This window comes from Christiangramia marina (assembly GCF_048285865.1).
GTDB lineage: Bacteria > Bacteroidota > Bacteroidia > Flavobacteriales > Flavobacteriaceae > Christiangramia > Christiangramia marina.
The window spans coordinates 11,948-35,025 of sequence record NZ_JBLVTK010000004.1 but is presented as its reverse complement, the minus strand read 5'-3'; the positions used below and the strand labels follow the sequence as shown (position 1 = coordinate 35,025).

The following is a 23,078-nucleotide window of genomic DNA, read 5'->3' as shown; positions in this document are numbered from 1 at the left end:
ATTCCTTTATTAAAAATTCTCTAACCTTTTATCAATTTCCATCTTGGAAGCCTCAGAATCCTGAGTAAACTCTCCTTCCGGATAATATTTATTGTAGGAATTATAAAATTCCCTGGCATTTTCAAGTCTTTCTTGCATCAAAACTTCAAAACTATTGATCGCCAGCTGGTATGCTGAATCGTATCTATAGTAATAAGCAGCTTCTCTAAACGGAGATCCCGGATAATCTGCAATGAAGTTATTGAAAGAAGCGATTGCCGCCTTATAGTATCTGGTCTTATGATACTGCTTTGCGATCTCGTATGCTTTTTTCTCCAGCTTCACTCGCAACTCTGTCGCGTAATCATTTGCTGAATCTACAAATTCTCCTTCCGGATATTTATTTAGATAAACCTGAAGTTCCTCGATCGCTTTTCTGGTATCGGTTTGATCCAGGTTAAAGCGCGGAGAACGATTGTAATAACTAACCGCCGTTTTATATTCTGCTTCTTCTACCTTCTGGCTATTTGGATACAATTGTACAAAACGTTCAAAATTGAAAGGAGCATTGTAATAATCACCTAACTGGTAATACGTATCTCCAAGAATATAAACAAGGCGTTCACCCTGAGGTTTTCCTCGATACTCAGGCTCTATCTGTTCCAATAATCGTAAAGCCTTACGTAGCTTTCCATTATCGTCTTCTTCTTTACCTTCGGTATATAATTCTTCTGCAGCTGTATATTTAGGCGCAGTTTCCTCATTTTTAAGCAATGACTGATATTCACTACAGGATATAGTGGCCATCAGCAGGCCTAGAGCGAGAATTCCTTTTTTCATGATACGTAAAAACATCTGGCAAAAATACATTTTTTGTTAGTATAAAAAAAACTTTCCTAATCTACTCAAATAACCCTGTTTACGGGCATTTATTGTATCAGGAAAGTCTTATAAAATTTATTTTTACTGCAGCAAGGACTAGAAACTTTCAACAAAGGCTGAAATTCTAGTATAAAGACCATCGGTCGCTTCTACTAAAGGCAGCCGCAAATTATTCTTGATTAGAGATCTTTTATGTAGCATAGCTTTGATTCCAGCTGGATTCCCTTCAGCAAAGATCATGTCTATGGAAGGTGCAATGCGGTAGTGTAATTTGTAAGCTTCTCTAACTTCTCCTTTTAATCCCAGACGTACCATTTCTGAAAACTCTTTGGGTAAGCCCTGACCAATTACAGAGATCACACCTTTCCCGCCAGCCAGTGTCATTGGCAAGGTGATCATATCATCTCCTGAAATAACCAGGAAATCTTCAGGAACAAGTGAGATCAACTTCATAGCCTGCACTATCTCTCCAGCGGCTTCCTTTACACCGATTACGTTCTTAAAATCCCTGGCGATCCTGTTGATGGTTTCCGGCAGGATGTTACTCGCAGTTCTACCCGGTACATTATATAAAATGACCGGAAGCGGCGAAGCTTCAGCTACTGCCTTGAAATGACGGTATATACCTTCCTGCGTTGGTTTATTGTAAAACGGAGAAACTGAAAGTATGGCATCAAAACCTTCCAGATCTTCTGATATCAGTTCTTCCACCAGCCCAGCCGTATCATTACCTCCCATTCCAAGCACTAATGGTAATTTCCCCTGGTTTGCCTCTTTGATCACAGTTTTTACAAGCTCCTTCTCTTTCTTACTAAGGGTAGCACTTTCTGCAGTGGTCCCTAAAACCACCAGGTATTCGATCCCGTTTTCTATCTGATCCTTCACTAATGCTGAAAGGGCATTTGTATCTACACTAAGATCATCATTAAAAGGAGTAACCAGCGCTACTCCGGTACCAATAAAAGCTTCCATTACTTTTTATGTTTTAATATTTTATAATATCTGATCAATTCTGCTTCAAGAAGAGAAGGATCATTTTCAAAAATTTCTACATCCAGGATCGAAAAAGGATCCGGAGACTTACCTATCAAAATTGCTGCGCCAGATCTTAAAGCTACATAATTTGAAAGCAAAGCTTCTGCTCCGCTTACAAGGATCGCTGATCCAAATTCATTTTCCAGCAGCGCCGAGAGATCCTTGTTTTTGAATTCGCCATCAAGACTTAAATCTTTAAAACTAATTTGCAACAGATCTTTATCATCTATATCGCGAATATTTCCGCAGATCACCACATCAAAAAGATTTGCAGACAGACCCAAACTTTTCCAGAGATACTGAAGACTTCCATAGATTTCAACATTTTCTTCAGAAATAACCAGTAATACCCGGTTTGAAATATTCGTGCCGAATTGTCTCTTCCGCTTCAGTTTCTCAATAGCTTTTTTTAGCTGAACCGATTTAATTTTATTCGTGATCATTCAATGATTTCGGAGGGCAAATGTAAATAATTTCTATTAGCAAACTATGTCTTGAGGTGGCTTCCGAAGAGAAGATTTCACAGATTAAACAGCTTTCTAAAATTTGTAAAATTTTAGACGCATCCTGGTAAACTAGAGAAGCTATTTTCCATCTCATTATAAAAAAAAGCAATGAATTATGATGAGTAATTTTACGCACACGTTGAAAGAGGTCAAAAATTTAAGAATTAAGGTCTTGTAAATTAACAGCATCACTACTAACCAAACCATTAGATTTTTTTTGCTGTTGAATAAGCTGAACACATTGCTAACGAGCTATTCTTGTTATATTTGAAAAGTAATGCGAAATGGAATGAAAAACCTTACCACGATCATATGTGCTTCAGTACTATTGCTGAGCTCCTGTAAAACTGAATTCAAACATTTAGAGCAGGTAGATGGAAAAAGAATTGCTGTAGACAGTAGTATCGAAGAAGATTCGGAAATTGCTGAATTTATCGCTCCGTACAAGCAACACCTTAACGAAACTCTTGATTCACCTCTTAGCTACAATCCTTCATTTCTTTCCAAAAGCGACGGAGACCTGAATACGGCTATTGGCAACCTGATGGCAGATGCGCTGATGGAACAGGTAAACCCTGTATTCAGAAAAAATACCGGAAACAGAATAGATATGGTGTTATTGAATCATGGTGGAATACGTGCAGAAATACCAGTGGGAAATGTTAGCACGCGGACTGCATACCAGATAATGCCCTTTGAAAATGAAGTGGTCATTGCTGAGCTGAAAGGTGAAAAAATGCTGGAGATGCTGGATTACCTGAGCAAAGCCAAAACTGCTCATCCCGTAAGCGGGATCAAAATCATTGCGGACGGCAGTTATATGATCAAAAATGCGACGATCAAACAACAGCAGATCTCCAGAGATAGCACCTATTTTGTTGCGACTTCAGATTACCTTGTGGGTGGTGGTGATAACATGAAATTCTTCGCCGATCCTGTAAGTATTCATTCCAGTGATTACAAGATCCGCAATGTGATGATAGACTACTTTCGTAAAACCGATACCATTAGAAGTGTGATCGATGATCGTTATATAAGACAGTAACATGAAAAGAAGAGATTTTATTCAGAATACGGCGGCCGCTACAGCTTTAGTGAGCCTAGGCGGACTATCAGCTTTATCATTTAAACCTGAAAGACAACAGATCACGATCCTGCACACGAATGATGTACATAGCCATATCGAGGCATTTGGTCCAGAGGCAGGTAGAAATGCAAATCTTGGAGGCGTTGCCAGAAGAGCTACCCTGGTAGAGAAAATACGCAGAGAAAATCCTAATACCCTGTTGCTGGATGCCGGAGATATTTTCCAGGGCACGCCTTACTTCAATTTTTACGGTGGCGAACTGGAATTCAAGTTAATGAGCATGCTAAAGTATGATGCGGCAACGCTTGGAAACCATGATTTTGATAATGGTATCGATGGATTATATGCCCAGCTACCACATGCGGAGTTTCCATTTGTAATATCAAATTACGACTTCAGCAATACCATCATGGATGGAAAAACTGATAAGTTCCGCACTTTCACTAAAGATGGTATAAAGATCGGCGTATTTGGTGTTGGGATCGAATTGCAGGGATTGGTAAGCAACAAACTGCACAAGGAGACTGAATATTTAGACCCAATCGAGATCGCTACCGATATGAGCCGGATTCTTAAGGAAGAAGAAAATTGTGACCTGGTAATTTGTCTGTCACATCTTGGATATAAATATTCATCTCAAAAGATCGGGGATATTAAACTGGCAAAATCTACAGAAAATATTGACCTCATCATTGGAGGACATACGCATACGTTTCTTGACAAACCAACGGTGGAAACCAACAAGGCAGGAAATCCTGTACTGGTGAACCAGGTTGGCTGCTATGGTGTCTATCTGGGCAGAGTAGATTTCTTTTTTCAAAATGGGAAAAAATCTTCCGCAGACGGTGTAAAGCTTGCGGTATAACTATTTTATCGGGAAGTCGAAATATTGATACGGAAATGGTTCGGCATTCAAGGTATAATGCCACCATTCTTCAGAATAACTTCGGAAACCATTTTTAAGCATAACTGTTCTTAAAAGTTCCCTGTTTTCCTTTTGTTCTGAAGTGACCGAAGTTGAACGATGATGAGATATTTCTCCGAAAAAATCGTAGGCTCCACCCATATCCAGTTCCTTACAGGTGTTCACGTTTACCAAAGTAAGATCTACAGTACCACCTCTGGAATGCCCCGATTTTGAAGCGATATAACCCAGTTCAAACAACCTGCTTTTTTCGACATCAGGATAAAATTCATTTTTCGCCAGGGTATCCCCGGGTTTTCGAGCCCATGCTACAAATTCACTAACGGCAGTCTGAGGTCGGTAAGCATCGAAAACCTTTATCATCAAATCCTTCTGAATAAGTTCTTGCTGTACTTTTTTTAAGGCTTCCGCAGCTTTTTTAGTCAGAATGATCTGCTCCGACTCATATCCGGGAACTGGTCTGCCTGTAAAATTATGCTCCCCTGCATAGCGAACTTCCTCGATCGCAAATGGCACCACATCTTTCAGGTACACAAAATCTTCAGGAATGGCCTGTGCTCTGGACAAGAAACCAGTTTGCATAATAATCAGAAGAAAGAAAAACTTTTTCACAGCATTCTATTTATCCAACATAGCCAGAAATTCGTCTTCGCTCAACATTTGAGTACCCAGCTTTTCTGCCTTGGCAAGCTTACTTGGGCCCATGTTTTCACCGGCTACCAGATAGTTAGTTTTGGAAGAGATCGAACTGGAAACTTTTCCGCCGTTATCTTCAATGAGTTTTTTTAGATCATTTCTGGAAACCTTGTTGAATACTCCGGAAATCACGAATGTTTTTCCATCCAGGATACTGGTTTGATTCGCCAGTTTCTCTGCGGAAATTTCCATTTGTATTCCATATTCCCGAAGCCGCTCCACATTCTTCCTGTTTTCAGCGTTACTGAAGAAATCACCAACGCTCCAGGCAATACGTTCTCCAATTTCATCAATATTCTCCAGCTCTTCTTTGCTGGCCGCCATCAATGCTTCGACCGATTTGATGTGTTTAGCCAGTTTCTTGGCAACCGTTTCTCCTACATATCTAATCCCTAATCCGAATAAGACTCTTTCAAATGGAATCTCTCTGGATCTTTCTATACCGGAAATGAGATTCTCTGCCGACTTTTCTGCCATTCTTTCCAGGGGAAGGATGTCCGCTTTAGTGAGCGTATAAAGATCGGCATAATTATGAATGAGCCCGGCGGTAACAAGCAATGCAACGGTTTCTCCTCCAAGACCTTCTATATCCATTGCCTTTCGCGATATATAATGCTGAATTCTACCTATGATTTGTGGAGGACATCCGTTGGTATTTGGACAATAATGCTGCGCTTCCCCTTCATTCCGTATAAGTTCTGTATCGCACTCAGGGCAATGAGAAGCATATACTGTAGGACTGGAATCAGGATCACGCTGAGTAAAATCAACACCTACGATCTTCGGAATAATTTCTCCGCCTTTTTCAACATAAACGGTATCTCCTTCCCTGATGTCCAGCTTTTCAATTTGATCTGCATTATGTAAGGATGCACGACGTACTACTGTACCGGCGAGTTGTACAGGCTGGAGGTTTGCTACAGGCGTGATCGCGCCGGTTCTTCCAACCTGATAAGTAATTTTATCCAGCGTGGTAGATTCCTGCTCTGCCTTGAATTTGTAAGCAATTGCCCAACGCGGAGATTTAGCCGTATGGCCAAGCTCATCCTGTTGATGGAGATCATTTACTTTAATCACCACACCATCGGTTTCATAAGGAAGATCGTGACGATGCTTATCCCAGTAATTTATGTATTCAAAAACTTCCTCAATAGATGATTTTAATTCTGATTCTGCCGGAGCTTTGAAACCCCATTTCCTGGCCATTTCAAGACCTTCGTATTGTGTTTTGATATTCAGGTTATTTCCAACAATACTATAAAGCAAACATTCGAGCGGGCGACGAGCCACCTCAGCGCTATCCTGTAATTTTAAACTTCCGGAAGCTGTATTTCTTGGATTTGCATATGGTTCTTCCCCGGCTTCCACACGCTCTGCATTCATTTTCGCAAAACCTTCATAAGGCAAAACGATCTCTCCCCGAATATCGAAACGTTCCGGGAAATCACCCTTCAGTTTTAATGGAACCGAGCGAATCGTTCGAACATTACTGGTTACCTCATCACCCTGAAATCCATCACCACGTGTTACTGCACGGGATAACCTACCATTTTCATAAGTAAGACTTATAGAGGCACCATCATATTTTAACTCGCAGACATAAGAAATTTCACCATCCACGCTTTTACGAATACGTTTCTCCCAATCTTCCAGCTCTTCTTTTGAATAGGAATTTGAAAGCGAATACATACGCTGATCATGCACAATGGTTTCAAAATTTTTAGTAACCGTACCACCTACACGCTGAGTGGGTGAATTTTCATCGAACAGATCTGGATTTTGATCTTCCAGCTGCTGCAATTCCTTCAGCTTCATGTCAAAATCATAGTCACTAATTTGAGGTTTGTCCAGCACATAGTAATTGTAATTATGCTGTTGTAATTCTTCTCTTAAAGCCTTTATCTTTTTTTCCGCGTCCATATTCTCCTTTTCTTATTCGGAAATTTTTATTGTATCATTCTCGAACTTCAGCTGAAATTGCTTGTTTTCGTGCTCGAAGTTTAACTTAAAATCTGAAGGATCTGCATTATCGTTTGTGGGAAACCATTCCTTATTGTGCTTGTTTACAACAATAAATAAACCTGAATCTTCTCCAATTGCGCAAAAATGTTCGTAATCTCCATCATATTTATGCAGATTACTCTCGACATTCAATTGCTTGAAAGTTTCTTCAATATTAGATGTTGCCAGACCTATTTCTGCAATTCCTACGATATTTTCCGCAGTAAAAATGCCTAGCTCAGGTTTGCTAAAATTTCTGCGAGAAATAAACTCCACGATATTTCGATCTTTATCATAAAAATAAACCGACTTCGCCTTCCAGTTACTAAAGTCGATGATCTGCTCATCGTTATACTTTAGAACCGGAACTACAGTTTTCAACCAGTTAAGCGCCTCCTGCTCCTGCTCATCAGGTATGTGAAAAGCAAAATGCGTTGGCACGCTATTTTCCTTAAATTCGAATCGTAAAATTGAAAATCCGCATTGCACTTCAAAACTATCTTCTTCATAGTTGATGATTTCCATTCCTAGATCATCTTTATAAAATGAGTATTGCCGTCTAACATCTGAAGTGTACAGACAAAGTTTATGGATCTTCATATCAGGTTTGGTTTTTATTCATCCATTTTGGGACTGGTCTGGCTTTATAATTATGCATCAGCTTCAGTAATTCTTCCATATTATCTGCCACCAGTAAGATCTCAAGATTCAGCTCTTTAATCAGACCCTTGGCGGTCATTTTTTTCAACATATTAAGAAGGTCGTCGTAGAATCCGTTAGTATTCAGCAAGCCAATTGGCTTACGATGCAAACCAAGCTGAGCCCAGGTAACAATCTCGAATAACTCCTCCAGCGTACCAAAACCACCGGGCAAGGTGATAAAAGCGTCACTAAGTTCGTTCATGGTCAATTTACGCTCGTGCATATCCTTGGTAGTGATTAGCCGGTTCAGCCCTGTATGCACGACCTCTTTGGTTTTTAGAAACTCGGGAATAACACCGGTCGCGAACCCTCCATTTTCCATAACTCCATCGGCAACCTGACCCATTAATCCTAATTTACTACCGCCATAGATAAGCCGAATATTCCTCTTTGCGAGCTCTTCACCTACAACGCGGGCGGTTTTGAAAATTCCAGGATCTACTCCGTCACTGCTTGCGCAAAAAACCGCTACATTTTCAATAATATTATAATTCTCCTCCATTAATTCTAATTGCTTTTAGCATTCGGTCGTTCCCAAAAATATCCTTTTTTAATTCTGCTTCAAAACCAAATCCTTGCACTAGCCTTAAAGTCTCTTTACCCAGATACTGGTTGATCTCAAAATATAAACTCCCACCAGTTTTCAGGTTTTTAGCAGCCAATTCGCTAATTTTCCGGTAAAATATAAGTGCATCTTCATCGTCCACATATAATGCAAGTTCGGGTTCGTGATCAAGCACATTGGAATGCATCTCTTTCTTCTCCAGATTACGCACATAGGGCGGGTTGGAAACGATGAGATCATATTGCTGCTCCAGATCTACAGTTTTCATAATATCCTTCAGTTGAAAATCAACGTTTACGTTATTAATCTTAGCATTGAAAATAGCAATTTTTAAAGCTTCTTCTGAAACGTCCCAGGAATGTACTTCCGCAGTATTTAAATTTTTAGCCAGGCTTACCGGGATACAACCACTACCCGATCCAATATCCAGGATCCTGATGGATTTCTCTTCCGAAGCAAGGTCCTCAAGAATCCATGACACCAGCTCTTCAGTTTCCGGCCTGGGTATTAGTACTTCCTTACTTACCTTGAACCTAAGTCCGTAGAATTCTGTCTCTTCCAGAATATGCTGAACAGGCTCATATTTCTTTAGCCTCAACAATGCCTTCTGAAATTGTTCTCTTTGCTCCTCTGAAAGCTCATACTTGGGTTCGAGCGCCAGGTCCAATCTTGTTTTTCCCAGGTAATGCTGCGTTAATAAAAAATAAAAGGACTGCACTTCAGTTTCAGGATAGAAATCTGAAAGTTTTTCAAAGAAAACTTTTTTAAAATCTGATAAATGCATCAATTTTCCGGCTTTACAGATTTCTAAGCATATAAACTGTACAATTGTAATGACCGGTATCACCTACAGGCTTTTCTACAGTTTCGAATCCGCTTTTATGGTAAAGTTTACGGGCACTTTCCATGTAAGGAAGTGTTTCTATGTAACATTTTTCAAAAGAATGCTGCCTGCCAAAATCCATACAGGTATTGATCATTTTCGTCCCAATACCTCTACCTCGCGCTTCAGGCAGAAAATACATTTTCTGAAGCTCACAAATGGGCTCTTCAGTTCCTTTTAAAGCAGCAATGCCAGCTCCTCCAATAACCTTATTGTTCTCCTCGACGATAAAATATGTCTTCCTATCCCCGTCATATTCCGCAGTCATATCGTCCAGGGCTTTGTCCTCATACGCCGTTCCAACCTTAGGAACTCCCATTTCCACCAACACACTTTGGATTAAATGCTTAACCTGCTGATTATCTTCGGCTTTGATTTCACGAATTTTCCATGTATCCATTCTGCCTAATTAATTCTATTTTTGTGCTGTGAATATACACGAAAAATACATTAAACGCTGTATAGAACTAGCCGAAAACGGGCTTGGAAGCACCTATCCTAATCCAATGGTAGGCAGTGTGATCGTTCATAAAAACAGGATCATTGGAGAAGGATGGCACCAGAAAGCGGGACAGGCTCATGCCGAGGTAAATGCTATTAATTCGGTTCAGGATCAGGAGCTGTTAAAAGATTCCACTATTTACGTAAGCCTGGAACCTTGCAGCCATTTTGGAAAAACCCCACCCTGCAGTGATCTTATCATTGATCGGGGAATCCCGAAGGTTGTGATAGGTACAATGGATCCATTTGCAAAAGTTGCCGGCCGCGGAATCAAGAAATTACTGGAGGCAGGAAAAGAAGTTCAGGTTGGGATTCTTGAAGAGGAGTGTAATGCGCTCAACAAGAGGTTTTTCACTTTCCACAAAAAACATAGACCTTATATTATTCTGAAATGGGCCCAAACCCGTGACCTGTTCTTAGCTCCAGAAACTAAGGACACCAATCGACCGGTATGGATTTCAAATCGGTACAGCAAACAGCTGGTTCATAAATGGCGTAGTGAAGAAAGTGGAATCCTGGTGGGTACAGGAACTGCAAAGGCCGACAATCCTCGTTTAGATGTTAGAAACTGGTCTGGAAATCCGCCTGTTCGACTGGTTATTGACATGGAATTAAAACTTCCCCAAGAGCTGGCACTTTTCGATCTGTCAAATAGAACGATCGTTCTAAACGAAAAACTGACTGAGAAGAAGCACGAAAACCTTGTTTACCAGAAAATTGAATTTTCAGAAAATATCGCTAAGGAAATTTGCAGGATCTGCTTCGAACAGGAGCTTCAATCACTTATCGTGGAAGGTGGAGCTAATATTTTAAAGCAATTCATTACTTCAAACCTTTGGGATGAGGCACGGGTTTTTACGGGTGACAACTACTTTGGTGATGGAGTTGAAGCTCCGAAACTAGATTTGAAACCAGCTTCGGCATATCAAATTGAAGCAGATCTTTTAGAAATCTTTAGAAATAACGACAATGATTAAGACCATAATATTTGATTTTGGGGATGTGTTTATCAATCTCGATAAAGCCGCAACTCAGCAAAACCTAGAGAAGATACAGATAAAAGAATTACCTGAACATATCCATAGTCGCAACCGGGATTACGAGCAAGGATTTGTAACTTCAGATGAAATATCAGACATCTACCGAACTGAATTTCCGCAATTACAGCATAGAGATTTTCTAGATTCCTGGAATTCAATTTTGCTGGATTTCCCTGAATACCGACTTCAGTTTCTTCAGAAATTAGCAGAAAAAAAGAAATTCGAACTCATTTTACTAAGCAACACCAATGAAAACCATATTGAAAATATAAAGTCAAGGGTTGCATTTTACGAGGACTTTAAAGAATGTTTTGATGCATTTTATCTTTCACACGAAATAGGAATGCGCAAGCCCAATCCCGAGATTTTTGAGTTTGTGTTCGAGCAACATAAGCTTAAAGCAGAAGAATGCCTGTTTATAGATGATACTGCAGAAAATACTGAGGCTGCGGCCGCATTGGGAATGCACGTTTGGAATCTCGAACCAACCCGCGAGGACGTGATCGATCTATTCACCACTAAAAAAGAATTATTTTGATCTACCTGCTTCTAAGCGTTCTTTCTTCCACGATCATTTTTATCGTTTTCAGGCTTTACAAAAAATACGAGGTAAATACTTTGCAGGCAATTGTGATCAATTATTTTATCGCCTGTACTGTAGGATTTTTTGGATTTATTGAAGGCTCAGATTTTACTGCTGTTCCTTCTGAAAAATGGTTTCCCGGCGCTTTAATGCTGGGAGTGCTATTTATCACTGTTTTCAACCTGGCAGCGATCACCACCCAGAAAAGCGGACTTTCAGTTGTTGCAGTAGCCACAAAGATGTCTGTCGCTATTCCTGTTTTCTGCGGAATCTTTCTCTACAATGAAAGTACCGGAGTACTGAAGATTGCCGGAATATTACTTGCATTAGTGGCAGTGTACCTGACCTCAATAAAAACCAAAGATGGAATAAGCATAAAATGGCAAAATCTTATTTTTCCACTGCTCGTATTTCTGGGGAGCGGAATTATTGATACCAGTTTAAAATTCCTCGAAACCAGCTATGTTTCGAAAACCGATGTAGGCCTGTTTAGTTCGACCATCTTCGCAACGGCTGGACTGCTTGGGGTGCTGGTGATGATCTACCAGGCGGTTCGGGGCGAGTTAAAACTTCAGTTTAAAAATTTACTTGGCGGCATAGCTTTGGGAGTACCAAATTACTTCTCGATTTACTTCCTTGTTCTGGCATTGCGCAGTGAAGGATACGAGAGCTCAACTATATTTACGATCAATCACGTGAGTATAGTAGCGCTTTCAACGATCGTAGGAATCGTGCTTTTTAAAGAAAAACTTATTCGGAAAAACTGGATAGGCCTTATTCTAGCTATGATTAGTATAATTCTAGTAGCGAATTCAGCCATATGAAAGACACGTATCAAACTATTACTGAAGCCTCCCCGGAAGTATTGTTCAAGGATCGTAATTCTAAATTCTACGGATATGCATTTCCAATTAAAACTGAAGAAGAGGCGGCCAAACATCTGGAAGAATTACGTGCATCCCACCACAAAGCGAGACACTGGTGTTACGCCTGGCAAACAGGTAAGGCCGAAGAAGACCATCACTATCGTGCAAATGATGACGGAGAGCCTTCAAACTCGGCAGGAATGCCAATCTATGGACAAATACAAAGCTTTGATGTTACCAATATACTTATAGTCGTAGTTCGATATTTTGGCGGAGTAAAGTTAGGAGTTGGCGGACTTATTAATGCCTATAAAACCGCCGCGCAAATGGCTCTGGAAGCTTCAAATATCCTGAAGCGAACAATCGATGAGGTTTTCGTAATAAAATTTGATTATCCTGAAATGAACAAAGTCATGCAGGTGATCAAAAAGAACAATTTAAACGTGATCGATCAAAAACTTGAACTGGATTGCAGAATCTACATTGCAGTTCGAAAAAGTGACGTCGAAAGCATTTATACTAAGTTCGATAACACCTATAAAGTTGAGATTTCAGGATTGGAAGATCAATAACCTAATGCCTCTAACATATATTTTGGACACCTAACCGGCTTCCTCGTTTTGGCATCCATAAACACGAGTACAGTGTAACCGGTAGTTACCAGATTTCCCTGTTCATTATAGAGAGAATAATCAAAAATAATTTTAACATTTGGCTGTTCCCGAAGGCGCGTTTCTATCCTGATTTTTTCATCAAAAGTAACCGGTTTGTGATATTTTAAATTTAATTCGAATACCGGCAACATTATCCCTTCCTCTTCCATACTTTTGTAAGAGATACCAAGTGTATCTAGCCAGTTAAGTCTAGCAATTTCAAGGTATTGCGGATAAATACTATGATGTACCACTCCCATTTGATCGGTTTCGGCATATCGTACTTTAACAGAAGTTTCGTGTGATTTCATGTGATTTTTGTCGCCTTTCACAGAAAGGTTTTTTATATTCAGGCTCAGAATCAAGTATGCGATAATTTTTCTTAAAATTCAACCCTTATATGGTTTTTTTATTAGATAATTTGTTCACATATTTGCTCTGCTCAAGTTGAAGATCTGTATGCTTCAAAAGCCACTTTAGAACTTTCTAGTAACCAAAAATAACGTCTAACTAATAATGTCAAAAACTGCGCAATCGGTTTGGAATAACTGTCTGTCTTTTATTCAGGATAATATTACACCTCAAGCTTATAAAACATGGTTTGAACCTATCCAAGCAGTGAAACTAACAGATTGTGCCCTGAGCATTCAGGTGCCGTCCAAATTTTTCTACGAATGGTTGGAAGAACATTATGTGAAGTTATTAAAAGTATCCCTTACACGTGAACTGGGAGATAAGGCAAAATTGGTTTATGTGATCAAAATGGAGAATACCTACGGTAATAAACTCCCATTTACAGAGAAGATCCCAAGTACCCAAAGGTCACATATGGCTTCTCAGGAGGTAGATGTACCAGTAAAGAACAAAAGCCCGGAACTTAAGAATCCTTTTATTATTCCTGGAATTCGAAATGTAAAGATCGAGTCCCAGCTGAATCCTAATTATAATTTTGATAATTTTCTTGAAGGTGAGTCAAATAGGCTTGCCCGTTCCGCTGGACTCGCTGTAGCGAATAAGCCTGGAGGAACCTCCTTCAACCCATTATTGATATTTGGTGGTGTAGGATTGGGTAAAACGCATTTAGCGCATGCTATTGGCGTTGAGATCAAAGATAAATACCCGGAGAAAACAGTTCTATATATTTCTGCAGAAAAATTTACCCAGCAATACATTGAATCTGTTAAGAAAAATAATCGTAATGATTTCATTCACTTCTACCAGATCATAGATGTACTGGTGGTCGATGATATCCAGTTATTATCCGGGAAAGCAGGAACGCAGGATGTATTCTTCCATATTTTCAATCATTTACACCAAAACGGGAAACAGGTCATTTTAACCAGTGACAAGGCTCCGGTAGATATGCAGGATATTGAACAACGCCTGCTGTCAAGATTTAAATGGGGACTATCTGCTGAACTTCAAAATCCAGATTTTGAAACTCGCGTTTCCATTATTAAAAATAAACTTTATCGTGATGGTGTAGAGATGCCTGAAGATATCGTGGAATTCCTGGCAAATAATATCAAAACCAATATCAGAGAACTGGAAGGTGCAATCATTTCATTAATTGCTCACTCTTCTTTCAACAAGAAAGACATCACTCTGGAACTGGCGAAAAAGATCGTAGATAACTACGTGAAAAACACTAAGCGCGAAGTTTCCATAGATTATATTCAGAAGGTTGTAAGTGATTACTTCCAAATGGATGTAGATACTCTACAATCTAAAACGAGAAAACGCCATATTGTACAAGCCAGACAACTGGCAATGTTCTTTGCAAAGAAATTCACCAAAGCATCACTGGCGAGTATAGGTTCTCAAATTGGAAGCAGGGATCATGCTACCGTCTTACACGCGTGTAAGACTGTAGATAATCTAGCCGCTACAGATAAGCAATTCAAGAAATTTGTTGAAGACCTCAACAAAAAGCTCACCCTATAAATTACATCTTTATGAAAACCAGGGTATTGATGGTGTGTCTCGGGAATATCTGCAGATCGCCGCTGGCCGAGGGTATTCTTAAATCCAAAGTTGATCCTGAAAAAGTTTTTGTGGATTCTGCAGGAACCGGGGACTGGCATGTTGATTCTGAACCAGACAAAAGATCGATCGCCATTGCTAGCAAAAATGGTCTCGATATTTCTCAGCAAAGAGGAAGACAATTCAGCAAAAAAGATTTCCAGGACTTCGATCATATTTTCGTAATGGATAATAGAAATTTTAAGGATGTGATCGCGATGGCAGAAACTGACGAAGAACGCCAGAAAGTACATTTGATACTTGAGGAAATATTCCCTTCAGAAAATGTGGACGTTCCAGATCCATATCATGGAGGCGATCAGGGTTTTGAAAATGTATATATGATGCTTGATGAAGCAACAGATGAACTAAAAAGAAAACTTGAATCTGGAGAATTATGAGATCTGAAGCTCCAAATTCCGGTAAACTCTACCTGATACCCGTTGGTCTGGGCGCTTCAGACGCAAAAAAAGTTTTCCCGGGTATCAATGCTGAAATCATTTCGAATATCGATGATTTTATTGTTGAGAATGAAAAGACTGCCAGAAGATTCATCAAAGAGATCCTTCCTGAAAAACCGCAAGCCTCACTTAAACTTTCAGCTTTAAATAAATTTACGGAAGCCACAGAAATTCCTACGTTTCTTGATGCTGCGAAAGCCGGAAGAGACATGGGATTAATGAGTGAAGCGGGTTGTCCCGGCGTGGCAGATCCAGGCGCCGAGATCGTAAAACTGGCCCATGACGCCAACATTCAAGTGATTCCTATGGTAGGCCCCAGTTCTATTCTACTTGCGATGATGGCTAGCGGAATGAATGGTCAAAGCTTTACATTTCACGGCTATCTTCCTATTGATAAAAAAGAAAAGAAGAACGAACTCAAAAACCTGGAAAGAGTATCAGCTGAAAAAAAACAGGCTCAAATATTTATAGAAACGCCCTACAGGAATAATAAGTTTCTGGAAGATCTAGTTCAAACACTACATCCAACTACCAGGATCTGCGTTGCCTGCGATCTCACCCTAAGCACTGAATTCATTAAAACTGCAACAGCAGCAGATTGGAAAAAAATAAAAGCCGATCTCCATAAAAGACCGGCTATTTTTATTATCCAAAAGGATCTGTAATTTTTAAGCTTCGTTCAAATTGTCGAAATCTACCCTGGCATTTTTCGTAGTTGTCACAAAAGATGTATCGTAACCACCAAACCGCTTCATGTAAGTTTTGATCGTAGTACCGAATGCATCACTGAAAGCCTGTGCTCCCCAGCTACGCAAATACTTTTTGACACTTCCAGGTCCCGCTAAATGCGCTGCCGCAAGAATCCCAGATTCAGTTACTATTACACCATTGATATTCTTACCTACAAATCGTTTGATATCACGCTGCAAGATCCATTTATTTCTGGATGCGTTGGCATAGAAGGCAGCTTCCTGCAACGCTGGTGAATTCAAAAACCCTACGGTATCGTAGACACCAACCAATTCTAAGGTTCCTTTACCAAACTGATACTTTCCCAGATAACCAAACTCATTAATGGATTTGTAATCACCACGTGATTCTTTGAAAGCCAGAGCTTCCTTAAAACCAACATAGGATTTTCCAAGAAACGGAGAAGTCGTTGAAAGTTGAAATTCGGGTTCGATCTCTTCACGTACATCTGGGACTGTATAATCAAGTTCCAGATCATAAGTTGAGTAATCTTCCAAATCAAGATTTGCAGCTTTTTTCGTTGAAAAACTAAAAAAAATAGAGCCTGCTGCAAGAGGCAAGATTGAAAATTTTGCAATTTTCTTTCTCATTACATGTGTTTTTGAGAAGTTAGTGGTGATTCAATTATTTGAAATTCACCCTCCTCATATTCGCGGCGCAAATGTACAACATTTTTTAATAAACTGACTTACAGTATGTTAAAGCTTATTTAAAGTATAGATGGAATTAACTTTTAGATAACTTATTGAAGCTCAATAGGTTAAATATTCCGTAAGAAATTAGCTACTACCGCCTTATTCCCTGCTTGTTGATCCAACGCACATATTCCTGCTTATTTCGGTTATGCTGCGCTAAATTTTTAGCAAATTTATGGTAACCGAAATTTTCAACATTTGCCACGAAATAGAAATAATCATGATCCTCGTAATTTAGTACCGCATTAATAGATGAGATATCCGGCATCCAGATTGGTCCCGGCGGCAGCGTAGAATATTTATACGTATTGTAAGGTGAATCTATTTCAAGATCTTTATAAAGAACCCGTTTTATGATCGTGTCGAAATTCTGAGTTTGTCTCTTGATAGCATAAATGACCGTTGGATCAGCATCGAGCTTCCATCCATTTTTGAAACGGTTCATATAAACTCCGGCCACCCTGGGACGCTCATCAACCTTTGCTGTTTCTTTTTGAACGATTGAAGCAATGGTGATCACTTCAGATGGAGTTAAACCAATTTGTTTAGCCTTTTCCAACTTTTCAGCAGTCCAGAACCTGTCATATTCCTTTTTCATTCGTTGCTGAAATTCTTCCGCAGAAGTATTCCAGTAGAACTCATACTGGTTAGGTATATACATTCCTAAAGCTGTATTCTGATCTAAATCATTTTCTGCCAGAAATTCAGGATCTTTAAAGGCTTTCAGCAACTCCACACTATCTGCTTCAATTTGCTGAGATATCCTGCCCGCCAGATTTTCCAGACGTTCCTGGTTATTGAAAATTACCTTTACCGGATCGTTTCCAACTCTCAACCTGTTGACCAGATCATTATTATTCATCCCCTTTTCTATAGTGTATCTTCCAGGTCTGACTTTCGTAGCGTAACCTTTCTTCTCTGCCACCAGTCTAAACGACTCTTTGTCTTTTATATAAGGATCCAGTGTGTCAAGAACCGATTGGAATGTAGCGCCCGTTGGAATATAAACTACTTTCTCTGAGTCCTCCATTGAAATATTTGAGGTGAAAATGCTATTGTATATATAGTAACTAAAAATACCTGCGCCAATTAAACCCAGAATGGCAATTGCCAGAATAATTTTCTTAATGTACATCGTTGATCAATTGATAAAGTAATTCATCTTTATATTCCCCATTATGCAAGCTCCATTCTTTCTTTAAGCCTACTTTTCTGAAGCCATTCTTTTCGAAGACTTTCTTACTGTCCTCATTGCCTTCGGTTACATTTGCGTAAACCTGGTGTAATCCCAGGTGCGTAAAACAGAAATCGCATAACAACGAAAGACTTTCTCTTCCGTAGCCTTTTTTGCGATCTTTAGGATCTGCAATCAGGATACCAAGTGCAGCACGCTGATCCTTAATATCAAGATCGAAAACGTCAATAAGGCCAACAGCTCTACCCCTTTTAGTACATATAACAAGTCTTAATTGTTTGATATCATAGATATCGCGGTGTGCGTTCTCGATATATTGTCGAATCAAGAATTTCGAATATGGAGTTTGCGTTGAACTTACTTCCCAGAAATTCTCATTATTTTCGATTATATGAACAAAATCCAGATCTTCCGGCTCCAGCGCTCTCAGGAATATTTTCTTTCCATTTAATGTTAACATACAATTTCTCCTTTAAAAACCTGAACAGCCGGCCCTGTTAGCCAGATATTTTCAAATCCTGAACCTGTTTTTTCAAACTTTACTTCCAAGGAACCTCCAGGGGTTTCTAGCTTTATTTGCTTATTCTGGATCTTACCAGTTTGGTAGGCCACAATCGCCACTGCCGTCACCCCTGTACCACAGGAAAAAGTCTCATCCTCTACTCCGCGTTCATATGTCCGCACCTTCAAAACCTCATCATTGATTTGCTGCACAAAATTTACGTTTGTACCATTATTATCTTTATACAATTCAGAATATCGAATTTCTGAACCCTTCTGCTGAACGTCTTCAGATTGGACATCTTCCACAAAGATCACGTGATGTGGCGAACCGGTATCCAGGAAACTATATTCTTCCTTAAGCTTGACATCTGCGACATTCTGCATTTTCAAACTGACAATACCCCCACTAATCGTAGCTTCATGTGGTCCATCTATCGCTGTAAACCGGGCGGTTTTTTCAACAATTCCCAGATAATTTGCAAAGGCTACCAGGCAGCGTCCTCCATTACCGCACATGCTACTTGGATTACCGTCTGCATTGAAATAGACCATCTTAAAATCATCTTCAGCAACATCAGGATTCTCGAGTAGGATGAGTCCGTCACCCCCAATCCCGAATCTTCTGTCACACAATTGTTTGATCAATTTGGTATTATTTTTGGATACTTTAAGATCACGGTTATCGATCATGACAAAATCGTTCCCGGTGCCTTGGTATTTATAGAATTCTAGATTCATTTCTTCATTTTCAAGAGGCGCGAATATACGATTTTGAACAGAAATCATAGCCTGTTAAATGGTCGTTAAAAATCGCAATTTGAGTACTAAGTTGGAAAAATTAAAGGTTAAATAATCAAATAACATCCGAAAATGAAAAAAATAGCAAATCTAATTCTGGCCTCTGCCCTTGGTGGCGCCATGACCCTGGGAAGTTATAAGTTATTGGTAGAAGATGACAATACTGCTTCCTACGAAAATAAGAGTGAATCTGCGGAAAGTTTTCTTCCTGTTAGCAATACGCCAAATTACGGGACGAATGTTGATTTTACAGATGCTGCTGAAAAAACCATCCATGCTGTGGTTCATGTAAAGAACGTAGCGGTATTTAAAGGAGGACCAAGAAGTATCTGGGAATATAATCCTTATGGCACTGAAGGTGGTCGTGCCTTACAGGGTGCGGGCTCTGGAGTTATTATAACTCCAGATGGATATATCGTTACGAACAACCATGTTATTAAGGGAGCAAGTGAAATCGAGGTTACTCTGAATAATAATAAGACTTACACTGCTGAAGTGATTGGTAGTGATCCTGCTTTTGATATCGCACTTATAAAAGTTGAGCCGGAAGGTGAACTGGATTATATTCCGTTTGGAGACTCTGATAATGCTGAAATTGGAGAATGGGTACTTGCAGTTGGAAACCCTTTCAATCTAAAGTCAACAGTTACTGCAGGAATCGTAAGTGCAAAAGCAAGAGATCTGAATGTTAATGACAGCTCGCCTCAATCGTTTATACAAACCGACGCAGCCATTAACCCTGGCAATAGCGGTGGAGCTCTCGTTAATATTAACGGTGAATTAATTGGTATTAATACAGCGATCACCTCTCCTAGCGGCAGCTACATTGGATACGCTTTTGCGGTGCCTTCCAATAATGCCAGAAAGATCGTTGAAGACATTATGGAATACGGAGACGTTCAAAAAGGAATCCTCGGAATTAGAGGCGGGACCATAAATGAACAAATTTCTAATGACCGTAATCTCAATATCTCCCAGGGTGTAATCGTTGGAGCAGTTACTCCTGGAAGTGGTGCAGAAAAATCTGGTATCCAGGAATTCGACGTTATTAGAAAGATCGATGATATTAACATTGCAAAGTTCTCAGATCTTACCGGTTACATTAATTCGAAGAGACCCGGAGATATTGTAAAGGTACAATTGATACGAAATGGAGAATCTAAAACCGTTGATATCGAGCTTACCAAACTTGAAACTTATTCGCTTCCTACTCTTGGCTTTGAAGTTGCAAATACTACCAAAGAAGAGTTGGAAAGGTATAATGCACCCAACGGTGTTCGTATTAGTAGAATGATCACCGATGATCTTCCTTCATCCGAATTAATTGGCGGGATCATTTCTGAAATCAATAATAAGAAAGTCAATTCTATTGGAGATGTGGAACAAATCATGGAAAATCGAAAAAAGTCAAATCCTATCGTGATTACGTATCATAATTTAAAAGGTGAAAAGCAACGTATGATCTGGAGATAATCGATATTCCAAAACAGTCAAAAAGCCCTTCAGAATTGAAGGGTTTTTTTATGTCAAAAACCTTTACGAAAACGTTTGAAATATATACTTTTGCCGAAAATTATAACATCACAACACAAAATGGACTTTAATAAAGTTTACGAAAAAGAACTTTCATTCCAGGCAGATCGTCGCAAAGCAACGGTTGAATTTATTAATATCGTTAGCGACCTGTGGTATGACAAATCAATCGAACTCGTTTTATTCAGAAATCAGTTAATAAACAAAAATGTTAGCGATATTCTGGACCTCCATGAATATGCAGGAGAATTTGTAGGTAAACCTATATCTATTTTTGATTCGGTAGAGATCGCAAAGGCAATTCAGGGATTGAACCTTCCACCAGCAAAACTGGATATTGGAAAACTTACCTACGAATATCATCTTGACGGTCAAACTCATAATAATGCGATGGCATTTGTGAGCAGCAAACTGAGTGATGCTAAACTGAACGAGGTGGTTACTCCAAAAGATGTCGTATTATATGGCTTCGGAAGAATTGGAAGACTGGTTGCTCGTGAGTTAATGACCAGAACCGGGAAAGGAAACCAGCTTAGACTTAGAGCGATCGTAACCCGGGGCAATGTAGACCAGAGTGTTCTGGAAAAACGTGCTTCACTCCTGAAGAGCGATTCTGTTCATGGACCATTCAGTGGAACTGTAAATGTAGACGTCGAAAATTCAGCATTGATCATCAACGGGACTACCGTTCATATGATCTCAGCTAACCAGCCGGAAGATATAGATTATACTCAATATGGTATCAATCATGCTCTGGTGATCGATAATACCGGTGCTTTTAGAGATAAGGAAGCGCTTACGAGACATTTGAGTTCTAAAGGAGCTGCAAAAGTTCTATTAACTGCACCTGGTAAAGGAATTCCAAATATTGTCCATGGTGTAAACCAGAAGGAACACGATCCAGATAGCGTTGATATCTTCTCTGCTGCATCCTGTACCACTAATGCTATTACTCCCGTTCTAAAAGCTGTTCAGGATTCATTTGGAGTTGTTCATGGTCATTTGGAGACCATTCATGCTTATACCAATGACCAGAACCTGGTAGATAATATGCACAATAAATACCGCCGTGGAAGAGCTGCAGGGCTTAACATGGTGATTACTGAAACTGGCGCTGGAAAAGCAGTATCCAAAGCACTGCCTGTTTTTGAAGGAAAACTGACTTCAAATGCGATAAGAGTGCCTGTACCTAATGGTTCACTTGCGATCCTGAATCTTGAAGTTGAAAAAGAAACCAGCCTTGATGAAGTTAATTCGATCTTGAAAAAATACGCACTGGAAGGTGAACTTGTAGAGCAAATCCAATATTCTGTAGACAATGAACTGGTGTCTTCAGACATTATAGGATCTTCTGCCCCGGCGATCTATGATAGCAATGCTACCATTGTATCTGCAGATGGTAAAAATGTGATCCTATATATATGGTATGATAACGAATACGGATACAGCCACCAGGTTATCAGACTGGCAAAATACATTGCAAAAGTTAGAAGATTCACCTATTACTAGAATCTCAAAATTTTTAAACAATTAGACCCTGCCATTGGCAGGGTTTTTTTATTTTTGCGGCGGTTTAATTCAAATAATAAACTGACTCAAAAGAATTTAAAATCACGAATAGGCGAATTTCTGTCCGAAAATCTGAAATATACTAACTCTATTTTTCGCCCGTTGAAGTGTATTAACCCAAACAATTTCAATTACCAAAAAGAGATGAGTAACAAAATTTACATTGTAGCTGCTTTTGTTATTGCTAGTGTATTTCAGATGAATGCCCAGACAGACAGCCTTAAAACAGACACGCCAATACAGGACGAGTTTACAAGCCTAATCAAGGAGTCCAACAATTATCAAGGTTACAAGGTTGTGGATTACGATAAGCTTATAGAACTTAGAAATACGACCCGGAGTTATATCACCGAGCTAAAAGAAGAGATCGTAGTTCAGAAGAATACAGTAGATCAACAAAACGATGAGATCCAGCAGCTAAAAGCAGATCTGGATTCTACCCAGCAGGACTTGCAAAGAGTAACTGAAGAAAAGGATGCCTTAATGTTTTTGGGAATGCCATTTTCCAAAGGTGGATACAAGGCTATGATGTGGGGAATCGTAGGTGCGTTGGTTGTAATCCTACTTATTATATTCTTTAGATATAAGAGCTCACATGCGGCCACAAAGGATGCTCAGCAAAAGCTGGATGAAACTGAAAAGGAATT

At 39.5% G+C, this 23,078-nt stretch carries 26 protein-coding genes; 12 read left to right on the top strand and 14 right to left on the bottom strand.

The window, feature by feature from the left end:
* Positions 1 to 9: 9 nt before the first annotated feature.
* From ACNKXS_RS13370 to ACNKXS_RS13360, 3 genes are all read right to left on the bottom strand, one after another.
* Positions 10 to 819: an outer membrane protein assembly factor BamD gene (locus ACNKXS_RS13370; RefSeq protein ID WP_417921289.1), complete on the bottom strand. Its 810-nt coding sequence runs from the start codon at positions 817 to 819 to the stop codon at positions 10 to 12.
* A 138-nt stretch (positions 820 to 957) separates the two neighbouring features.
* A complete protein-coding gene (dapA, locus tag ACNKXS_RS13365; RefSeq protein WP_417921288.1) occupies positions 958 to 1,833 on the bottom strand; it encodes a 4-hydroxy-tetrahydrodipicolinate synthase in 876 nt (291 codons plus the stop codon).
* A complete protein-coding gene (locus tag ACNKXS_RS13360) occupies positions 1,833 to 2,339 on the bottom strand; it encodes a DUF6913 domain-containing protein (RefSeq protein ID WP_417921287.1) in 507 nt (168 codons plus the stop codon). Before ACNKXS_RS13360 ends, dapA begins: the two co-directional genes overlap by 1 nt.
* Positions 2,340 to 2,691: 352 nt before the next feature.
* On the opposite strand from ACNKXS_RS13360, the gene ACNKXS_RS13355 reads away from it, so the two are divergent.
* Both ACNKXS_RS13355 and ACNKXS_RS13350 read left to right on the top strand, forming a co-directional pair.
* Entirely contained in the window at positions 2,692 to 3,447 is a 756-nt protein-coding gene (locus ACNKXS_RS13355; RefSeq protein WP_417921286.1) for a 5'-nucleotidase C-terminal domain-containing protein, read from the top strand.
* A 1-nt stretch (position 3,448) separates the two neighbouring features.
* Complete coding sequence (locus tag ACNKXS_RS13350) at positions 3,449 to 4,354, top strand: metallophosphoesterase (RefSeq protein ID WP_417921285.1); 906 nt, start codon at positions 3,449 to 3,451, stop codon at positions 4,352 to 4,354.
* Here the strand turns inward: ACNKXS_RS13350 and ACNKXS_RS13345 are convergent, their stop codons facing one another.
* From ACNKXS_RS13345 to ACNKXS_RS13320, 6 genes are read right to left on the bottom strand one after another with little or no spacing between them, the layout of a single operon-like run.
* Positions 4,355 to 5,026 carry a M15 family metallopeptidase gene (locus tag ACNKXS_RS13345; protein ID WP_417921284.1) on the bottom strand — a complete coding sequence of 224 codons (672 nt, stop codon included), beginning with the start codon at positions 5,024 to 5,026 and terminating at the stop codon, positions 4,355 to 4,357.
* 6 nt (positions 5,027 to 5,032) lie between these two features.
* Complete coding sequence (gene ligA, locus ACNKXS_RS13340) at positions 5,033 to 7,030, bottom strand: NAD-dependent DNA ligase LigA (RefSeq protein ID WP_417921283.1); 1,998 nt, start codon at positions 7,028 to 7,030, stop codon at positions 5,033 to 5,035.
* A gap of 12 nt (positions 7,031 to 7,042) precedes the next feature.
* Positions 7,043 to 7,711: a VOC family protein gene (locus tag ACNKXS_RS13335; protein WP_417921282.1), complete on the bottom strand. Its 669-nt coding sequence runs from the start codon at positions 7,709 to 7,711 to the stop codon at positions 7,043 to 7,045.
* A 1-nt stretch (position 7,712) separates the two neighbouring features.
* Positions 7,713 to 8,315 carry an LOG family protein gene (locus tag ACNKXS_RS13330; RefSeq protein ID WP_417921281.1) on the bottom strand — a complete coding sequence of 201 codons (603 nt, stop codon included), beginning with the start codon at positions 8,313 to 8,315 and terminating at the stop codon, positions 7,713 to 7,715.
* Entirely contained in the window at positions 8,299 to 9,162 is an 864-nt protein-coding gene (gene prmC / locus ACNKXS_RS13325; protein ID WP_417921511.1) for a peptide chain release factor N(5)-glutamine methyltransferase, read from the bottom strand. Before prmC ends, ACNKXS_RS13330 begins: the two co-directional genes overlap by 17 nt.
* Before the next feature lie 13 nt (positions 9,163 to 9,175).
* Positions 9,176 to 9,661, bottom strand: a complete 486-nt coding sequence (locus ACNKXS_RS13320) for a GNAT family N-acetyltransferase (RefSeq protein WP_417921280.1) — start codon at positions 9,659 to 9,661, stop codon at positions 9,176 to 9,178.
* A gap of 28 nt (positions 9,662 to 9,689) precedes the next feature.
* Here ACNKXS_RS13320 and ribD point away from each other — a divergent pair, with 28 nt between their 5' ends.
* Genes ribD through ACNKXS_RS13300 form a run of 4 tightly spaced genes read left to right on the top strand, consistent with a single transcriptional unit; the run spans position 9,690 to position 12,823 of the window.
* Entirely contained in the window at positions 9,690 to 10,739 is a 1,050-nt protein-coding gene (gene ribD / locus ACNKXS_RS13315) for a bifunctional diaminohydroxyphosphoribosylaminopyrimidine deaminase/5-amino-6-(5-phosphoribosylamino)uracil reductase RibD (RefSeq protein WP_417921279.1), read from the top strand.
* Entirely contained in the window at positions 10,732 to 11,340 is a 609-nt protein-coding gene (locus tag ACNKXS_RS13310) for an HAD-IA family hydrolase (protein WP_417921278.1), read from the top strand. Before ribD ends, ACNKXS_RS13310 begins: the two co-directional genes overlap by 8 nt.
* On the top strand, positions 11,337 to 12,209 hold the full coding sequence (locus ACNKXS_RS13305) for an EamA family transporter (protein WP_417921277.1): 873 nt from the start codon (positions 11,337 to 11,339) through the stop codon (positions 12,207 to 12,209). The genes ACNKXS_RS13310 and ACNKXS_RS13305 overlap by 4 nt, the downstream gene beginning before the upstream one ends.
* Positions 12,206 to 12,823 carry an IMPACT family protein gene (locus ACNKXS_RS13300; protein WP_298528789.1) on the top strand — a complete coding sequence of 206 codons (618 nt, stop codon included), beginning with the start codon at positions 12,206 to 12,208 and terminating at the stop codon, positions 12,821 to 12,823. The genes ACNKXS_RS13305 and ACNKXS_RS13300 overlap by 4 nt, the downstream gene beginning before the upstream one ends.
* Here the strand turns inward: ACNKXS_RS13300 and ACNKXS_RS13295 are convergent.
* Entirely contained in the window at positions 12,817 to 13,215 is a 399-nt protein-coding gene (locus ACNKXS_RS13295; protein WP_417921276.1) for an acyl-CoA thioesterase, read from the bottom strand. The two genes, ACNKXS_RS13300 and ACNKXS_RS13295, sit on opposite strands and share 7 nt — an antisense overlap.
* Positions 13,216 to 13,420: 205 nt before the next feature.
* On the opposite strand from ACNKXS_RS13295, the gene dnaA reads away from it, so the two are divergent.
* The 3 genes from dnaA to ACNKXS_RS13280 are packed head-to-tail and all read left to right on the top strand — an operon-like array spanning position 13,421 to position 16,052.
* The gene (gene dnaA, locus ACNKXS_RS13290; RefSeq protein ID WP_295180827.1) at positions 13,421 to 14,848 is read left to right on the top strand and encodes a chromosomal replication initiator protein DnaA; all 1,428 of its coding nucleotides are present in this window, start codon (positions 13,421 to 13,423) and stop codon (positions 14,846 to 14,848) included.
* An 11-nt stretch (positions 14,849 to 14,859) separates the two neighbouring features.
* Positions 14,860 to 15,327 carry a low molecular weight protein-tyrosine-phosphatase gene (locus ACNKXS_RS13285; RefSeq protein ID WP_417921275.1) on the top strand — a complete coding sequence of 156 codons (468 nt, stop codon included), beginning with the start codon at positions 14,860 to 14,862 and terminating at the stop codon, positions 15,325 to 15,327.
* A complete protein-coding gene (locus tag ACNKXS_RS13280; RefSeq protein WP_417921274.1) occupies positions 15,324 to 16,052 on the top strand; it encodes an SAM-dependent methyltransferase in 729 nt (242 codons plus the stop codon). The genes ACNKXS_RS13285 and ACNKXS_RS13280 overlap by 4 nt, the downstream gene beginning before the upstream one ends.
* Positions 16,053 to 16,055: 3 nt before the next feature.
* On the opposite strand, the gene ACNKXS_RS13275 is transcribed toward ACNKXS_RS13280, so the two are convergent.
* The 4 genes from ACNKXS_RS13275 to dapF form a co-directional block, all read right to left on the bottom strand.
* On the bottom strand, positions 16,056 to 16,727 hold the full coding sequence (locus ACNKXS_RS13275; protein ID WP_298528783.1) for a peptidoglycan-binding protein LysM: 672 nt from the start codon (positions 16,725 to 16,727) through the stop codon (positions 16,056 to 16,058).
* A gap of 196 nt (positions 16,728 to 16,923) precedes the next feature.
* Positions 16,924 to 17,967, bottom strand: a complete 1,044-nt coding sequence (gene mltG / locus ACNKXS_RS13270; protein ID WP_417921273.1) for an endolytic transglycosylase MltG — start codon at positions 17,965 to 17,967, stop codon at positions 16,924 to 16,926.
* A complete protein-coding gene (locus tag ACNKXS_RS13265; protein ID WP_417921272.1) occupies positions 17,957 to 18,487 on the bottom strand; it encodes a GNAT family N-acetyltransferase in 531 nt (176 codons plus the stop codon). Before ACNKXS_RS13265 ends, mltG begins: the two co-directional genes overlap by 11 nt.
* Positions 18,481 to 19,269, bottom strand: a complete 789-nt coding sequence (gene dapF, locus ACNKXS_RS13260; RefSeq protein ID WP_417921271.1) for a diaminopimelate epimerase — start codon at positions 19,267 to 19,269, stop codon at positions 18,481 to 18,483. The genes ACNKXS_RS13265 and dapF overlap by 7 nt, the downstream gene beginning before the upstream one ends.
* A gap of 132 nt (positions 19,270 to 19,401) precedes the next feature.
* Here dapF and ACNKXS_RS13255 point away from each other — a divergent pair, with 132 nt between their 5' ends.
* From ACNKXS_RS13255 to ACNKXS_RS13245, 3 genes are all read left to right on the top strand, one after another.
* Complete coding sequence (locus ACNKXS_RS13255) at positions 19,402 to 20,802, top strand: trypsin-like peptidase domain-containing protein (protein WP_417921270.1); 1,401 nt, start codon at positions 19,402 to 19,404, stop codon at positions 20,800 to 20,802.
* 120 nt (positions 20,803 to 20,922) lie between these two features.
* Positions 20,923 to 22,371, top strand: coding sequence for a glyceraldehyde-3-phosphate dehydrogenase (locus tag ACNKXS_RS13250; RefSeq protein ID WP_417921510.1), 1,449 nt, complete (start codon positions 20,923 to 20,925; stop codon positions 22,369 to 22,371).
* A 204-nt stretch (positions 22,372 to 22,575) separates the two neighbouring features.
* On the top strand, positions 22,576 to 23,078 hold a 503-nt coding region (locus ACNKXS_RS13245; RefSeq protein ID WP_417921269.1), incomplete at its 3' end, for a hypothetical protein.

Bases quoted from the DNA above. Each gene is read 5' to 3' on its own strand.
- ACNKXS_RS13370 (WP_417921289.1), bottom strand. From the start codon at position 819: ATGAAAAAAGGAATTCTCGCTCTAGGCCTGCTGATGGCCACTATATCC.
- dapA (WP_417921288.1), bottom strand. From the start codon at position 1,833: ATGGAAGCTTTTATTGGTACCGGAGTAGCGCTGGTTACTCCTTTTAAT.
- ACNKXS_RS13360 (WP_417921287.1), bottom strand. From the start codon at position 2,339: ATGATCACGAATAAAATTAAATCGGTTCAGCTAAAAAAAGCTATTGAG.
- ACNKXS_RS13355 (WP_417921286.1), top strand. From the start codon at position 2,692: ATGAAAAACCTTACCACGATCATATGTGCTTCAGTACTATTGCTGAGC.
- ACNKXS_RS13350 (WP_417921285.1), top strand. From the start codon at position 3,449: ATGAAAAGAAGAGATTTTATTCAGAATACGGCGGCCGCTACAGCTTTA.
- ligA (WP_417921283.1), bottom strand. From the start codon at position 7,030: ATGGACGCGGAAAAAAAGATAAAGGCTTTAAGAGAAGAATTACAACAG.
- ACNKXS_RS13335 (WP_417921282.1), bottom strand. From the start codon at position 7,711: ATGAAGATCCATAAACTTTGTCTGTACACTTCAGATGTTAGACGGCAA.
- ACNKXS_RS13330 (WP_417921281.1), bottom strand. From the start codon at position 8,315: ATGGAGGAGAATTATAATATTATTGAAAATGTAGCGGTTTTTTGCGCA.
- prmC (WP_417921511.1), bottom strand. From the start codon at position 9,162: ATGCATTTATCAGATTTTAAAAAAGTTTTCTTTGAAAAACTTTCAGAT.
- ACNKXS_RS13320 (WP_417921280.1), bottom strand. From the start codon at position 9,661: ATGGATACATGGAAAATTCGTGAAATCAAAGCCGAAGATAATCAGCAG.
- ACNKXS_RS13310 (WP_417921278.1), top strand. From the start codon at position 10,732: ATGATTAAGACCATAATATTTGATTTTGGGGATGTGTTTATCAATCTC.
- ACNKXS_RS13300 (WP_298528789.1), top strand. From the start codon at position 12,206: ATGAAAGACACGTATCAAACTATTACTGAAGCCTCCCCGGAAGTATTG.
- ACNKXS_RS13295 (WP_417921276.1), bottom strand. From the start codon at position 13,215: ATGAAATCACACGAAACTTCTGTTAAAGTACGATATGCCGAAACCGAT.
- dnaA (WP_295180827.1), top strand. From the start codon at position 13,421: ATGTCAAAAACTGCGCAATCGGTTTGGAATAACTGTCTGTCTTTTATT.
- ACNKXS_RS13285 (WP_417921275.1), top strand. From the start codon at position 14,860: ATGAAAACCAGGGTATTGATGGTGTGTCTCGGGAATATCTGCAGATCG.
- ACNKXS_RS13280 (WP_417921274.1), top strand. From the start codon at position 15,324: ATGAGATCTGAAGCTCCAAATTCCGGTAAACTCTACCTGATACCCGTT.
- ACNKXS_RS13275 (WP_298528783.1), bottom strand. From the start codon at position 16,727: ATGAGAAAGAAAATTGCAAAATTTTCAATCTTGCCTCTTGCAGCAGGC.
- mltG (WP_417921273.1), bottom strand. From the start codon at position 17,967: ATGTACATTAAGAAAATTATTCTGGCAATTGCCATTCTGGGTTTAATT.
- ACNKXS_RS13265 (WP_417921272.1), bottom strand. From the start codon at position 18,487: ATGTTAACATTAAATGGAAAGAAAATATTCCTGAGAGCGCTGGAGCCG.
- dapF (WP_417921271.1), bottom strand. From the start codon at position 19,269: ATGAATCTAGAATTCTATAAATACCAAGGCACCGGGAACGATTTTGTC.
- ACNKXS_RS13255 (WP_417921270.1), top strand. From the start codon at position 19,402: ATGAAAAAAATAGCAAATCTAATTCTGGCCTCTGCCCTTGGTGGCGCC.
- ACNKXS_RS13250 (WP_417921510.1), top strand. From the start codon at position 20,923: ATGGACTTTAATAAAGTTTACGAAAAAGAACTTTCATTCCAGGCAGAT.